The 15612-nt window shown below is 39.4% G+C and carries 13 protein-coding genes; 10 read left to right on the plus strand and 3 right to left on the minus strand.

The window, feature by feature from the left end; all coding sequences use genetic code 11:
- Positions 1–121: 121 nt before the first annotated feature.
- The 3 genes from ASC84_RS09255 to ASC84_RS09265 all read left to right on the plus strand — a co-directional run bounded on the left by ASC84_RS09255 (position 122) and on the right by ASC84_RS09265 (position 2360).
- Positions 122–586 (plus strand): nuclear transport factor 2 family protein, encoded by a 465-nt coding sequence (locus ASC84_RS09255; RefSeq protein WP_004724016.1) that lies wholly within the window; start codon positions 122–124, stop codon positions 584–586.
- 177 nt (positions 587–763) lie between these two features.
- Positions 764–1933 (plus strand): low temperature requirement protein A, encoded by a 1170-nt coding sequence (locus tag ASC84_RS09260; RefSeq protein WP_056513975.1) that lies wholly within the window; start codon positions 764–766, stop codon positions 1931–1933.
- A gap of 22 nt (positions 1934–1955) precedes the next feature.
- Complete coding sequence (locus ASC84_RS09265) at positions 1956–2360, plus strand: NUDIX hydrolase (RefSeq protein ID WP_056513976.1); 405 nt, start codon at positions 1956–1958, stop codon at positions 2358–2360.
- Positions 2361–2522: 162 nt separating this feature from the next.
- Here the strand turns inward: ASC84_RS09265 and ASC84_RS09270 are convergent, their stop codons facing one another.
- The 3 genes from ASC84_RS09270 to ASC84_RS09280 form a co-directional block, all read right to left on the minus strand.
- Entirely contained in the window at positions 2523–4910 is a 2388-nt protein-coding gene (locus ASC84_RS09270) for a glucose/quinate/shikimate family membrane-bound PQQ-dependent dehydrogenase (protein WP_056513979.1), read from the minus strand.
- Positions 4911–5062: 152 nt separating this feature from the next.
- Positions 5063–6316: a carbohydrate porin gene (locus ASC84_RS09275; RefSeq protein WP_056513984.1), complete on the minus strand. Its 1254-nt coding sequence runs from the start codon at positions 6314–6316 to the stop codon at positions 5063–5065.
- A 387-nt stretch (positions 6317–6703) separates the two neighbouring features.
- The gene (locus ASC84_RS09280) at positions 6704–7822 is read right to left on the minus strand and encodes a CaiB/BaiF CoA-transferase family protein (protein ID WP_056514048.1); all 1119 of its coding nucleotides are present in this window, start codon (positions 7820–7822) and stop codon (positions 6704–6706) included.
- 211 nt (positions 7823–8033) lie between these two features.
- Here ASC84_RS09280 and ASC84_RS09285 point away from each other — a divergent pair, with 211 nt between their 5' ends.
- From ASC84_RS09285 to ASC84_RS09315, 7 genes are all read left to right on the plus strand, one after another.
- Positions 8034–9044 (plus strand): AraC family transcriptional regulator, encoded by a 1011-nt coding sequence (locus ASC84_RS09285; protein WP_004724010.1) that lies wholly within the window; start codon positions 8034–8036, stop codon positions 9042–9044.
- Between the two features lie 147 nt (positions 9045–9191).
- Positions 9192–9653, plus strand: coding sequence for a GNAT family N-acetyltransferase (locus tag ASC84_RS09290; RefSeq protein WP_056513986.1), 462 nt, complete (start codon positions 9192–9194; stop codon positions 9651–9653).
- A gap of 123 nt (positions 9654–9776) precedes the next feature.
- Positions 9777–10295 carry a GNAT family N-acetyltransferase gene (locus tag ASC84_RS09295; RefSeq protein WP_056513990.1) on the plus strand — a complete coding sequence of 173 codons (519 nt, stop codon included), beginning with the start codon at positions 9777–9779 and terminating at the stop codon, positions 10293–10295.
- A gap of 153 nt (positions 10296–10448) precedes the next feature.
- A complete protein-coding gene (locus tag ASC84_RS09300) occupies positions 10449–11654 on the plus strand; it encodes an acetyl-CoA C-acetyltransferase (protein ID WP_056513993.1) in 1206 nt (401 codons plus the stop codon).
- 11 nt (positions 11655–11665) lie between these two features.
- A complete protein-coding gene (locus ASC84_RS09305; protein WP_056513996.1) occupies positions 11666–13798 on the plus strand; it encodes a 3-hydroxyacyl-CoA dehydrogenase NAD-binding domain-containing protein in 2133 nt (710 codons plus the stop codon).
- A 217-nt stretch (positions 13799–14015) separates the two neighbouring features.
- Positions 14016–14393, plus strand: a complete 378-nt coding sequence (locus ASC84_RS09310; RefSeq protein ID WP_056513999.1) for a DUF805 domain-containing protein — start codon at positions 14016–14018, stop codon at positions 14391–14393.
- Positions 14394–14606: 213 nt separating this feature from the next.
- A complete protein-coding gene (locus ASC84_RS09315) occupies positions 14607–15602 on the plus strand; it encodes a DUF2804 domain-containing protein (RefSeq protein WP_056514001.1) in 996 nt (331 codons plus the stop codon).
- Positions 15603–15612: the final 10 nt, after the last annotated feature.

The following is a 15612-nucleotide window of genomic DNA, read 5'->3' on the forward strand; positions in this document are numbered from 1 at the left end:
ATTAATTAACAATGATTATTTTGATTTAAATTGATTAGATATGAAAAAAATAAACAAAACACTTCACATAATACTTATTAAGTGTTAAATTCATCACAAATAAGAATAATGAGGTTTTATGATGAAAATAGCAATCGATGGTAATGTGAAAATTGCCGACGAGATAATATCTCAAATTGAATTATGGGATGCTGCTGTTCTTGGTAATAAAATTGATCATCTATTAGATCAATGTGCGGATGATATCAATATGTTTGATGTGAGTATACAATTAGACGGTATCGATGCGTACAAAAAAGAATGGGAGAAATTCAGTCCATATTTTAGTGAAAATGTGCAAATTGTACGTCGCAATATGAAGATCTATGCGTCAAACGATTTGGCTGTATTGCATTGCCATTCAAAAGTGGAAAATTCTGTGCTTAAAGATAAGTTGCAGATGCCATGGTGTCGAACAACATTGTGTCTGAAAAAGAAAGGTGATCAATGGTTAGTCGTACATCAACATATTTCGATGCCGATTGATATGAGCACTGGTAAAGCGATCGTGATCAAAGACATTGCTAAATTGAAATTAGTGGTTTAGCAAGCTAGATTTGTTTGTTATTAAGCCCTTTGATTGGGCTTTTTATTTATGAATTTTTAAATTTAAGAGATAGATGTTAGATCATTAACAAAATTGTCAAAAGAACTCAGTTTTTTACTTGAATGAAAGCTAGAGTTTTGGAAAAATCATGATAATAATCTCAATAATGTGAAAATAATGCCAAATTCATTATTTGTAAAATATGGGTGGTTAAAGCCACTTGCACCACGAAATCCACACGAACCACATCGCGCTGCAACCTCATTAGAATTGTTATTTGACTTAATTTTTGTGGTCGCCATTGCTACAGCAGGGCAACAATTACACCATAGCATTATCGAAAATCATTTATCACATGGCTTAACACTTTATTTTATGGTGTTCTTTGCGTTGTGGTGGGCATGGATGAACTTTAGCTGGTTTGCATCTGCCTACGACAATGATGATGTATTTTATCGAATCATGACCTTTGTGCAGATTATTGGTTCACTTGTGATTGCAGCAGGGATACCTAGCGCATTTCAGCAACAAGATTTTGATGTGATCATTATTGGTTATGTCATCATGCGTTTGGGCCTCGTTACACAATGGTTTCGTGTTGCCAAAAATGATCCTGAGCGTAAACAAACAGCGTTGAGATATGCGGCTGGTATTATCATCGTACAGATTGGCTGGTTACTTTTTCATTTTACCCCAATAAATTTCACCATTTATTTGTTTCTACTTTTAGTCATTGCTGAACTGAGTGTGCCCATCTTTGCTGAAGCAAATAACATGACACCGTGGCATCCACATCATATTTCTGAACGTTATGCTTTACTCACCATCATTGTCCTTGGCGAATCAATCATTGGAAGTTTCGCAGCAATTTCTGATGCATTAAATAATCAGTTGTTAAGCCAAGAATTAATATTTTTGACCATTGGTGGCTTATTGATTATGTTTACCATGTGGTGGGCATATTTTGATCATGATGTCGCTGAACGACTCAATAGTCGTAAACGTGCATTTTCATGGGGCTATGGTCACTTTTTTATTTTCGTGAGTATTGCAGCCCTTGGTGCGGGTTTAGCTGCTGCGGTGGATGTGGTGACGCATAAGGCTGAGATCTCGGCTGGCATCGTCAGTTATTTTGTTGCTATCTCTTTGATTGTCTATACTGCGAGCCTTTGGTTACTACAGGAAATTCACCATCTTTCAGGGATCAAGAAATGGTTTTATCCAATTACAGCCGCCATCGTACTCTGTATTCCGATGATCTTTACCCAAGTGGGTTATGCTGTTTTTGCTATGGCAATTGTTTATGCGCTACGTTTAATTTTTTCAAAATGTTATTTGGCAAGATAATCAATTAAGTGGGTTTTGAGCAATGGGATTTCATGATTTTTATCGTTTGAGTTCGCACGCTGTGATTTTTAATGAAAATCGACAAGTCTTGTTATTGAAAGCAACCTATGCAGATTGTGCATGGGGCTTACCTGGTGGCGGGCTGGATCAGGGAGAAACAGTGCATGATGCGCTGATTCGTGAGTGCCAAGAAGAATTAGGCTGTGATGTTTCGATCGAATATTTATCAGGGGTTTATTATCATGCTGCAGTAAATTCCCATGCATTTATGTTTAGGTGTACATTGCAGAACGATCAGTCAATCAATTTAAGCGATGAGCATTCTGAGTATCGATGGTTTGACTTTGACCAACTTTCACCTGTGCAAAAAATTCGTATTGAAGATTGTTTTCATTTTGATGGTCAGGTAAAGAGTAGGGCATTTTAAAGATTGGCTATCGCATGGTGATATGGATATCGCGATCAAACGGGGGATAGAATATCTATCTTATCCAAAAAGCAGATTCACTTTTATACAAGTGTATGGATTTAGATAAAGCAATAAAAAACAGGCCATCAAGACCTGTTTTTTATTTACCTCAATTTAAGATTATTTATCTGGTAATGCATAAGCAACGATAGAGTCACCCATTTTGGTACCAAATGAACCATGACCACCCGCCATGATCACAACGTATTGTTTACCATTGCTTTCATAGGTCATCGGTGTTGCTTGCCCACCTGCTGGTAGACGACCTTTCCATAGCTCATCACCATTGCTGACATTGATTGCTCGGATGTAATCATCTTGTGTGGCTCCAATGAACATCACATTACCCGCTGTTGAGATCGAACCACCTAACATTGGCACACCCATTTTAAATGGTGGCAATGGAATACCTGGCATACTGTCACGAATTGTACCAATACGACGTTTCCAAGCAACATCATGTGTTTTCAAATCTACACCAGCAACATAACCCCATGCAGGTTGTTTACATGGTAGGCCAAATGGTGAAAGGAATGCACTGATTTCAACGCCGTAAGGGACGCCATACATGGGTTGAACACCCGCTTCTGTACCTGCACCTTTGGCTGTTTGTTTACGGTTAGGATCAGCAGGAATCAATCGACTGACAAAAGGTAGGCCAATTGGATTCATGACTGCGATTTGACGGTCAGGGTTAAGTGATAAGCCACCCCATTCAAATACACCCAAGTTACCAGGGAAAACTAAAGTTCCGTTTTCTGAAGGTGGAGTATAAATACCGTCATAATTTAACTTGTGGAATGACACACGACAAATTAACTGGTCAAACATGGTTGCGCCCCACATTTGTTTATCCGTTAATTTTTCTTGAGGTGCTAAGTTAAAGTCTGAGAACGGTTGCGTTGGAGAATAGAATTCACCCTTAGTTTGCGGACCACGTTTTACACTTTGTGGTACTGGACGTTCGTTAATCGGTACAATTGCTTTACCGTTACGGCGGTCTAAAACAAAGGCATTCCCTGTTTTAGTCAATACATAGATTGCTGGAACAGTTTGTCCAGTTCTGTCTTTGATATCCGCTAAGGTTGGCTGTGATGGTACATCCATATCCCACAAATCATGGTGAGTCGTTTGGAAGTTCCAGATCAATTTACCCGTTGTTGCATTGATTGCTAACATTGAGTTTGCATAGCGTTCATGCAGTTTTGTACGGTTACCACCCCAAATATCTGGCGTACCTACACCTGTTGGTACATAAACGATATCGAGTTTTGCATCATATGCAAGCGGAGCCCATGCATTCGGTGAGTTTTGGACATATTTCTGACCAGGACCCGGAATCTGATTCGGATTTTCAGCACCTGTATCAAATACCCAAAGTAATGCACCAGTATTTACATCATAACCACGGATAACACCAGAAGGCTCTTGAGTCGAATAGTTATCTGTCGTTGAACCACCAATGATAATTGTGGTGCCTGTGACAACAGGTGGTGATGTTGGAATATAACCACCCGGATAAGGGAATGGCATATCCTTTTGTAAATCAACTTCACCGTTATGACCAAAGTCAGAACATGCTTTACCTGTTTCAGCATTTACCGCAACGATACGACCATCATTGACTGGTAAAATAACTTTACGCGGACATTCGGTAGATGAGGATTTTTTTGCTTGTAAACTTGCAGCGAAACCAACGGTATTGTCTGCATCGTAATAAGAAACACCACGACAAGTTAAATGTTGGAAGGTATTATCAGCTTTGAGTTTTGGATCAAATACCCATTTCTCTTTACCTGTAGAAGGATCAAGAGAAACCAATTTTTGATGGGTTGTACACAGGTACATGTTATTCCCGATTTTAATCGGTGTGACCTGATTGGTTGTTTCGCCTGAATCATTTTCAGTCTTGAATTCACCTGTACGATAGGTCCAAGCAACTTTAAGATCTTTAACGTTCTCTGAGTTGATTTGGTTCAACGGAGAATAGCGTAAACCAGATTGAGTCCGACCATAAGCCGGCCAGTCTGCATCTGCAATACCATCAATCGCTGCTGGCGTTGGTTGTTTACTGGTTAAAGTCCCACGAATTTCTTGTGGATCATTAAAGATAGAATAAGCCATAACCGCAATGGTGATTGCCAATGTACCTGAAAGTGCAATTTTAGCACTTTTGGCATCGAAACCACGTGTTACTGCTGGAATGAGTAGCCATAAGCCAAACACACCTAAAATATCTAAACGCGGTGCAAGCGCGAAGAAATCTGAACCGACTTCCCATAGTCCCCAGACAACTGTGCCGAGTACTAAGGCTGCATAAACGTATAAAGCAGAACTATTTAATTTGCGTAATAAAATTGCTGTTGCAATGAAAAGTATCCCGGCAATGATGTAGTACCAAGACCCACCCAGTGCTGCCAGCCATACTCCGCCGCCTAATAGAACTACACCGAAAACAATTGCAATCACAACTGTTAGGGTTCTGAGTCCTGAAGATGGAGTTTGCATATTGACCACCTATCTATTTGATTAATTTTTTACGCTTTACCTTTCCATTGAGGATTAATGAAGCACATTGTTTAAATTTTTAGATTTTAAATATTTCGATGCGAGGGGAGAGAAGAGTTAAAATTGCATCGAAATATTTATGATCTATAACACTAGAATGCAGTTTGGAATTTGATACCGCCAACCCATGCATTTTCGCCATCTTTATATGCACCAACATGACGAATATATTGCACATTTGGACGGATCGTCAGCCAATTTGTTGCATGTACACCGTAGTAAATTTCAGTGTTGTACTCTTCATCTTGTTGACGAATTTGAGTATCGTTCACATCATTGTTGATGCTGATACGAGAAAAACCGATTGCGACATCATCTTGAGGGCGCGCATCGAAAGGACCTTTATAGACCAGTCCAATATTTTGCATATTGTCGACAGTGTTTGTGTCTGAGTCATGAAGGGTTAAATTAATGAAACCCGTTAAGCCACGACGTACATCACCGTGATGTGCTGTAAATTGTTGCTTGGCAACCAGCCATCCACCTTGTTTATGATCTGTTTCATTTGGATTTTTAATGCGTTGTGCATCGACAGTACTATAGTAATAGCCCAAACGATATTCGCCTGGCAATTTTGCAGCACTGAGTTTTGGTTGCCAAACCACTTCCGCAGGAATAATTGCACCATGTGAACCGTCTGTACTTAAGTTAAACCCCTTGCCACGTTCTAAGTTTTCAGGATTGTATTCATAAGCACCGACTTGAGCATATAAGTCAGGTTGGATGTTATATTTAACTCGCGCAGCCCATTGGCTAACAGGCCAGTTATACCATTGGTCGCCTACCCAGTTACCCACTTGAGAGCCACAAAGTGCAAGGTTTTGAAAATCACAGTCAAAGCTGTTAAAATCCTCGCCTTCGCCAAAACGACCCACTTTAATATCTAATTTTTGCTCAAAGAATTTTTTCTTGATCCAAAAATCAGTTAAGCGCCAAGTTTGACCGCGACCCCAAACTTCTTGGGTTGAGCTGAGTTGTCCTGCAAGGGCATCAGAGGTTTGCGACAATGAACGACCATTACGTTCAGTGATGGTGATTTGGGCTTCTGTGTCTTTCCATCCAAGCACTTTTTCCAAGTCTACATGACTACCAATCGCAAACTGATCTGCATACTCAGTACCATGGCTTGAATGGTTTTTTGAATCTAATAAGGTGGCTAATTCGCCAGTATAGCCGAAGCTGAAGTCATAACCTTTTTGTTGGAGCTCGGTTCTTTTTCCGTTCCAATCACCAAACATCCATGGGCTTTCTGCATTAAATGCTTCAGCTGCATGAGCACTTTGAAAAGAACTACATAAAGATAATAAGCTGATAGCCCAATAAAAGTGACCTTTAGATTTATTCATATTTGGTGACCTTGATAACACTTTGTAACTAATTATTTATAATACTCTCATATTTGTATAAAAATCTATTATTTTTGACTTTTAATTGTAATTAATGTGAGTATTTTATCTCATGGTGATAATTTTTTAATAAATGAATATTGGCTTTTTGAATGTTTTTGGTCAATTTAATCTATTGTTTTTAAACTACTAAATTTTATTTAAAAATTAATTGAAAAACCATGGATTAAAATTGATCTGAGAAGAACAGGGTACCTGTGTAACGTATTTAGAATTAAGATTACACAGGATGCTATGGTTACAAATTATACAAATTGTAAGTAAAATGACAGAATTGTAATTTTATTTAACTTGAATTGTGCTGTATTAGCTGTATTAAATGGGCAATTACCATTTCCCTTCACCCAGTTGCTGACCAATATAGTGATATTGCATTTGTGATCTTGAAAACTTAATTGGACAGGCTAACTGTGGTTCAGTTTGATCAGAATTAGGCTTCAATGGCACATTGACCACCCAATTACGTTGTTGAGAAATTTGGGATTGCAGTGCTTCGTCTAAACTCAGTACGGGTTCTACGCAAACGTCCAGTTGTTCAAACAGTTGATTCCATTCAGCCAGATTTTTACTTTTAATTTTATCTCGAATCGCTTGCTTGAGTATTTGACGATCTTCGGTATCGAAAGAAGCACCTTTTTGTAGAAGGATTGGCAATTCTAAGGCGCTTGCCAGTCCAGTCATAAATTGTGGCTCTAAGCTACCAATAGATAAGTAACGAGCGTCGGCCGTTTCATAATAATCATAAAAGGTCCCGCCATTAAGCTGTTCAGATTCACGTTGCTGCTGTTGAGCACCAGCCAAACTGGCTGCGGCCGCCATATTATTGAGCCCCACCACACAATCGGTCATGGAAATATCAATATATTGTCCCAGACCACTATTTTGGCGTTCAACTACAGCAGCAAGAATACCGATGACAGCATGTAAGGAACCACCTGCTACATCTGCGATTTGAATCCCCATCGGCGGTGGTCCACTGTCTTGGCGACCACAGTGTCCAGCGATACCAGACAGGGCAATATAGTTAATATCATGTCCAGCTTTATCTTTATATGAACCTGTTTGGCCATAACCCGTAATTGAACAGTAAATTAAACGTGGGTTAATTTCAGCCAAAGTTTGATAATCCAAACCCAAACGTTGCATCACCCCCGGACGAAATTGTTCAACGACAATATCAAACTCAGAAATCTTCTGTTTAACTTGCTCAATGCTGGCAGGATCTTTTAAATCTAAAGTGACGGATTGTTTATTTCGGTTGAGATAACTGTGTGAAGTCGCTTGTCCATTGGCATAAGGCGGGAACAAGCGCACCAGATCTGGACGCGTTGGCGATTCAATATGGATCACTTCTGCACCTAGGTCTGCAAGGTATAAAGTTGCAAATGGACCTGGTAATAAAGTGGAAAAATCGAGTACTTTCAATCCCTTTAAAGCTGTTGTCATAATTGTTTTTACCAATACTGTCTTGATTTTACACCCATAATAGAAATATAAAATTAACAAAACAATGTCATGTTCAGCCATTTACCTTGATCATTTCGGCAATTTATGATGTAAAAAGGTGATCTGCACTGTTGTAAATCGCCAATAAAACATTTTTTAGCGTCATTTAGGTCAATTGTTAGTGAACATCAAAGAGAGTGAAGGATTTACCATGAGTCGTGATACGATCAGTATCCATTTTGTGAATGCAGCCTTAACAGGTGTGAAGCGTCTAGGAATGGACGTTGACACCTTACTTTCACATGTTGGCATAGAAGCAGAATTACTTCGCCAACCTAAAGCACGTATTTCACCAGAGCAATATACACGTTTTGTGAAAATGCTGTGGATGGTGACCCAAGATGAACATGTTGGCTTTGATATCCAACCTCGTCGTTTGGGATCTTTTGCCATCATGTGCCAATTGATTATCCACGCTAAAACTTTGGGTGATGCTTTAGAGTTATCATCACAATTTTATAAATTATTTGGTGATGAATGGTCGGTCGCGGTCGAACGTGATAAACATGAAGCGCGTTTAGTGCCATTGATTCCAAAAACTATGGACCCTGATCATTTTATTACTGAAAGTATGTTGATGATTTGGCATGGTCTAGCTTCATGGTTAATTGAACGTCGTATTCCTTTAGAACGGGTACATTTTGGTTACCCGCGTCCAAATCATGCAGATGAGTATGATGCGCTGTTCTTTGCACCAGTGATGCAATTTGATATGCCACGTACTGAAATTACTTTTGCCGCAGACTATTTGGATTTACCGATTCGTCAGGATGAAGCAAGTTTAGAAGAGTTTTTAAAAGCTGCGCCTGCTCAGCTTTTGGTGAAATTCAAAAATACCAATTCTTTAACTTCGCGTATTCGTGAAGTCTTAAAGAGTCAAATTGGTGAAGAAATGCCAACCTTAAATGATGTGGCTTCAATGTTGTATTTATCACCACAAACCTTGCGCCGTCGCTTGGCTGCAGAAGGTAAGAGTTACCAAGGTGTTAAGGATGCCTTGCGTCGAGATGCTGCAATTCATTTGTTGTTAAATCCGGATTTAACCTTGGAAGATGTAGCACAACAAGTGGGCTTTAGTGAAACCAGTACCTTCCATCGCGCATTTAAAAAATGGACAGGGGTTACCCCAGGACTATATCGTCAATTGCATGGTTATCATTAATTCGACATAGATGAATTCTAAAGTAATTTAGCTGATCCTAAGCCCAAGTGATACTTGGGCTTTTTTATGCCTGATCATTTCAGCTAAAATTTCTTGTAAGATATAAGCGATAAAGTGAAAGAATTTTCAAGAATAGGGTATTAAAAAATGATTAGACTTGCTGAGTTTGATGATGTGCAAGTACAAGATTTACTCAGAATTCATTTACATGGTATGCATGAAAACTCACCGATTGAGCATAGTTTTGCATTAGATCTAACTGCGTTACAACAACCCGAAATTAGCTTTTTTACCCTTTGGGAACAAAATGAACTTTTAGCTTGTGGTGCAATTCAAGAGTTGTCAACTACACATGCTGAATTAAAGTCTATGCGGACACATCCCAAACATTTACGTAAAGGTGCTGCAACAGAAATGCTGAAACATCTTTTATTGATTGCACAACAACGTGAATACCAAAAATTGAGTTTGGAAACGGGAACACACTCATCTTTTGAACCCGCAATTTGCTTGTATAAAAAATTTGGCTTTATCAAAGGTGCTTCTTTTTCAGAATATCAAGAGTCTGATTTCAATCAGTTCTATCATTTAGATTTATCCACTCAATAGCGCATTGAATAATCTTCGCTATGATTGTGATGATTATGAAAAAAGAGAATATCGGACCTGCTTATTTTAGGTTTGAGCTAATTAGTTAGATGATATTTAAATATTTTTATACTGGATATATAGATGACATGTTTGATTAGAAAAATTGACCCTTCGGATATAGCGCAACTGATCGAAATAGAAAAATCTGCTACTCAAGCATTTTCAAGTATTCCCGAGTTATCTTGGCTTGTCGAAAGCCCAGTGTTGTCAGCACAAGATCATTTGCAATTGATTTCTTCTGCTTATGCATTTGTTGCGATTAATCAAAAGAATCAAGCTACAGGTTTTTTATATGCAGAAAGACAAGCGCTTGATTTATATATTATCGAGTTAGATGTGAGTGCCGCATTTCAAAAACAAGGGATCGGTCGGCAATTGATTGAATATGTGATTGCTACTGCTCAGGGAGAGGGCTGTGATGCTGTGACCTTAACCACCTTTCATGATGTGATTTGGAATCGACCATTTTATGAAAAATTAGGCTTTGAAAAGATCAATGCGCTTGAGATGCCTCTCTATCTTGAGCATAAACTTGAGCATGAAGTTGCATATGGTTTTTCTCGTAACAGCAGATGTGCAATGAGATTGGCGCTTAATTGAAATACGCGATTTGTTTTTGTTTACCCATTCAGAGCAAACCAGCCAATTGACAAAAAATATCAACTGACTATTTCGTTCTCGTCATTGAACTCTCAACTTTATAACGTACACTCAAAGCAGATAACAACCTAGAAGTCATAAGAAGGAACAGCTATGAGCGAGGCTTACATCATTGATGCCATTCGCACACCACGCGGAAAAGGAAAAAAAGATGGTTCACTGTATGAAGTGAAACCAATTACATTATTAACCACATTGCTCAATGAATTGAAAGATCGTCACCAGCTTGATACTTCAAAAGTAGACGATATCGTACTGGGTTGTGTAACACCAATTGCTGATCAAGGTGGTGATATTGCTAAAACTGCTGCAATTGCGGCAGGCTGGGACAATGATGTTGCCGGTGTGCAAATCAACCGTTTTTGTGCTTCAGGTCTTGAAGCTGTCAATATGGCTGCTCAAAAAGTACGTTCAGGCTGGGAAGATATTGTTGTTGCTGGCGGCGTAGAGTCTATGTCACGTATTCCAATGGGTTCCGATGGTGGACCTTGGGCACTGGATCCTGAAACAAATTTAAAATCACATTTTGTTCCTCAAGGGATTGGCGCGGATTTAATTGCCACGCTCGATGGCTATAGCCGTACAGATGTGGATGAGTTTGCTGCCAACTCACAACGTAAAGCTGCTGCTGCTCAGGCCGCGGGACGCTTTGATCAGTCGGTGGTTGCGGTTAAAGATAAAGCTGGTGTTACGATTCTTGACAAAGATGAATTCATTAAACCGACCACAACTGCTGAAGGCTTGGCAAAACTCAATCCAAGTTTTGAAATGATGGGTGGAATGGGCTTTGATGCGATTGCATTACAACAATATCCAGAAGCGCAAAAAATTAACCATGTACATCATGCTGGAAACTCATCGGGCATCGTAGATGGCGCAGCTGTGGTGCTGATTGCTTCTGAAAAAGCAGTCAAAGAGCAAGGCTTAAAACCTCGTGCAAAAGTATTGGCAACGGCATTGGTTGGAACAGATCCAACCATCATGCTCACAGGTCCTGCACCTGCTGCGCGTAAGGCGCTGGCAAAAGCAGGTCTCACTATTGACGATATTGACCTCTTTGAAGTGAATGAAGCCTTTGCATCTGTGGTGATGCGTTTTATGACTGAACTTAAAGTTCCTGCTGAAAAGGTCAATGTAAATGGGGGTGCAATTGCAATGGGGCACCCATTGGGCGCAACAGGTGCAATGATTCTTGGTACGCTACTTGATGAATTAGAACGTCAGGGTAAAAAACGTGGTCTAGCAACATTGTGTGTAGGTGGTGGCATGGGTATTGCGACCATTATTGAGTTGGTATAAGGAGAATAATAATGAGTGCAATTCAATATGAAAAAAATGCGGATGGCATTGTTATTTTAACGATGGACTCTCCAAACCAGTCTGCAAATACCATGAACGCTGATTTTCGTGTGGCTTTAGAAAATGTTGTGTCTAAACTTAAATCTGAAACCGATTTAAAAGGTGTGATTTATCGCTCTGCGAAAAAAACTTTTTTTGCCGGCGGTGATTTGGATGAGCTGATTGAGGCAACGCCAGAACATGCCACTGAATTCTTTAATATGACTGCCAAGCTAAAAGGTGATCTTCGTGCGATTGATACCTTAGGTGTTCCTGTGGTTGCGGCGATTAATGGTACAGCGTTAGGTGGTGGTTGGGAAATTGCTTTAAGTTGTCATTATCGTATTGCTTTAAATGATCCTAAAACCAAATTAGGTTTGCCAGAAGTAACACTGGGCTTACTTCCAGGTGGTGGCGGTGTGGTGCGTATGGTACGCCTGCTAGGTTTGCAAAATGCATTTCCATTCCTTATGGAAGGTAAGCAATTTGGGGTAGATAAAGCCAAGTCTTTAGGTTTGGTCAATGAGCTTGCAGATAGCGAGCAAGACATGCTGGACAAAGCAATTGCTTGGATCAAAGCCAATCCAAAATCTCAACAGCCTTATGATGTGAAAGGCTATAAAATTCCGAATGGCGATCCTAAAACACCTGCGGTTGCCCAGATTCTGGCAATTGCACCTGCAATGCTACGTGATAAAACCAAGGGCTGTTATCCAGCGCCTGAAGCGATTATGGCTGCCGCAGTGGAAGGCGCCCAAGTTGATGTAGATACAGCTTTCCGTATAGAGGGTCGTTACTTCACTTATCTTGCAACAGGGCAAGTTGCCAAGAATATGATTGGAACATTCTGGCATGGTTTGAATGCAATTAAAGCAGGTGCAAGTCGTCCTAAAAACATTGCTAAGTGGCAAGCGACCAAAGTGGGTGTACTTGGTGCAGGCATGATGGGGGCGGGTATTGCATATTCGACAGCAATCAAAGGCATTCAAGTTGTGCTAAAAGATGTCTCTGTGGAAAATGCTGAAAAGGGTAAAGCCTATAGCCAAAAATTATTGGATAAGCGTGTTTCGCAAGGCCGTATGAGTGCGGAAAAACGTGATCAAGTTTTAAGTTTGATTACCGCAACGGCATCTGCAGAAGACTTAAAAGGCTGTGATTTGATTATCGAAGCTGTATTTGAAAACCAAGAATTAAAAGCCAAAGTGACTCAAGAAGCGGAACAATTTCTTGCTAATGATGGTGTCATGGCTTCAAATACATCAACATTACCGATCACGGGTTTAGCCAAAGCCTCTAAAGATGATACGCATTTTATTGGTCTACATTTCTTTAGTCCTGTCGATAAAATGCAATTGGTTGAAATCATCAAAGGTAAAAACACCTCTGCTGAAACCTTAGCAAAAGCCTATGACTATGTGCAACAAATTGGCAAAACGCCAATTGTAGTCAATGATAGTCGTGGTTTCTTCACCAGCCGTGTGTTTGGTACATTTGTGCAAGAAGGTCTACGTTTACTGCATGAAGGCGTACATCCTGCACGTATTGAGATGGCAGCACTGAAAGCCGGTATGCCTGTTGGCCCATTGGCGATTCAAGATGAAGTGGCATTAACACTTTCTGAGCATGTGGCCAAAGAAACCCGTAAAGCACTTCAGGCAGAAGGTAAAGATGTACCACTTTCAGGTGCTGATGATGTTATTGAAACCATGATTCACACCTTTGAACGTAAAGGCAAGGCAGCTGGTGCTGGTTTCTATGAGTATCCAGAAGGTGGCAAAAAGCATCTTTGGGATGGCTTAAGCCATTGGAAGAAAGATGTTGATATTTCTGAACAAGAAATGATTGACCGTTTCCTATTTGTTCAAGCTTTAGATACCTTACGATGCTATGAAGAGCATGTATTGGAATCTGTGATTGATGCCAATATCGGTTCGATTTTTGGTATTGGATTTGCACCGTGGACCGGTGGAGCGATTCAATTCTTAAATCAGTATGGTTTAGAAAAAGCTTTGCTTCGAGCGAACTCGCTTGAAGCAAAATATGGCGAACGTTTTAAAGCACCGCAAAAGTTAATTGATCAAATTCCACATGGAAAGATTATCTGATTTTTATATATTGCTTTAAAAATTGTAGATGAATGTCTCAATCATAGATTAGACAATGATTTGCACAGAAAGAGGTCAAGTACCTCTTTCTTTTTTCGAATAGATTTTACTTTTTACAGAATAAAAGTGTATGAAAAACATGCAAAACCAGTTAATATCTGGCTACAGCTTTAGTACAAAAATGTCAGTAACACTTATAAAATAAAGAGAGAAAGCAATGTCACAAAATAAAACCGAAGATCAATATAATGCGATTGATTGGTTTAAAAAATGCCTAAGTAATTATACCAACTTTTCTGGGCGTGCTCGCCGTAAAGAATATTGGTACTTTGTATTGATACAGTTTGTTGTACTGATCATTGCAGTGATTTTAGACTCAATCATTTTTAAAAAACCGTTTGTATTGTATTTGATCACTGTATTAGCACTGATCGTGCCTTCAATTTCAGTTGCAGCTCGCCGTTTACATGATATAGGAAAGACAGGTTGGTGGTATCTGCTTATCTTTGTTCCTTTTGGTGCCTTTGTTTTAATTTACTGGTTTGCTTCAGATACCAAGCCTGAAACAAATCAGTGGGGTGGTCCTGCAAAGTAATTTTTTCAGATTAAAAAATAGGGCATTTGCCCTATTTTTTATGAATTAAATCAAAGCTAAATTTTATCTATCAAGCGAATATTTTATAGGTTAAATCGTGATAAAAGTGGATTGATTTGGTGTGTGATGGTGTTGCTAAATTTGAAAAAATAGCAATAATCGAAGGACCGACTAAAGTCTGATACTTCCCTTATAAAAGGATTGGGAATTCACATGGATTTAATACAAAGCAATGGTCAACCCCGTTATGGGCGTTTTAAAGATGTGCCGAGTAAGATTAATGTTAATCAATATATCTACAAAACCCCGTATGGCAAAGTATTAACAGGTTGGCGTAAACATTTAAAATATAAAAAGTTTAAATTTTGTGGTATCCAGCATGAACACTATTCTATCGGTATCGCAATAGCAGATATTGGTTGGGCAGGGCATGGCTTTATTTATGTCTATGACCATTCAACGAATGAAGTTTTAGAATGGAATGCCAATACGATTTTAGGGCGAGGGACAAGCTTAGATGAGCAGCCTTTGTATAGCCAAAGTCACTTTAGTAAATCACCTTTTGAATTTGAAATGCAACATGCCAATGGTGTGCGTTATATACGGGCAACTCGAAATGGTGAAGAGCAGTTAAAAGCCCGCATTTTTTGTGCAGGAACAGAGCCTTTAAGCTTATGCAGTCCCAATGGTATTAATGGTTGGACCTATACGCAAAAGAAAACCACCTTGGCTGTAGAAGGCTTCTTTATCAATAAAGATAAAGCGCGTATAGATTTTAATGAAAAAACATTGGCATCTCTCGATGACACCTGTGGATTTCTAAGACCCGAAACAGCGTGGTTTTGGTTATCGTGTAACTTTTGGGATACGCAAGGAAACCGTATAGGCTTAAACCTCGCTTCGGGTGTAAATGAGAGTTTTGGCAATGAAAATTGTCTGTGGGTCAATGGTGTTCTATATGCAGTTGCCGATGTACTGTTTGAAAAGATAGATGCGAACCTTTGGTCAATTCGTTCTTTAGACCAGAAATTAAATCTGACAGTTGAAACCGGCTGGCGGAGATTTGAAAACTTAAATTTACGTTTGGTGGGTAGTCAGTTTAGCCAATGGCAATCACGCATTAGTGGTACGGTCGAATCTGAAGTTGGTGAGTGTATTCAATTAGACCAAGCCTATGGCTTGTTGGAACAGCATTACGCGAAATGGTAAGGCTGTTCTA

Source organism: Acinetobacter sp. Root1280 (assembly GCF_001425285.1).
Classification (GTDB): Bacteria; Pseudomonadota; Gammaproteobacteria; order Pseudomonadales; family Moraxellaceae; genus Acinetobacter; species Acinetobacter guillouiae.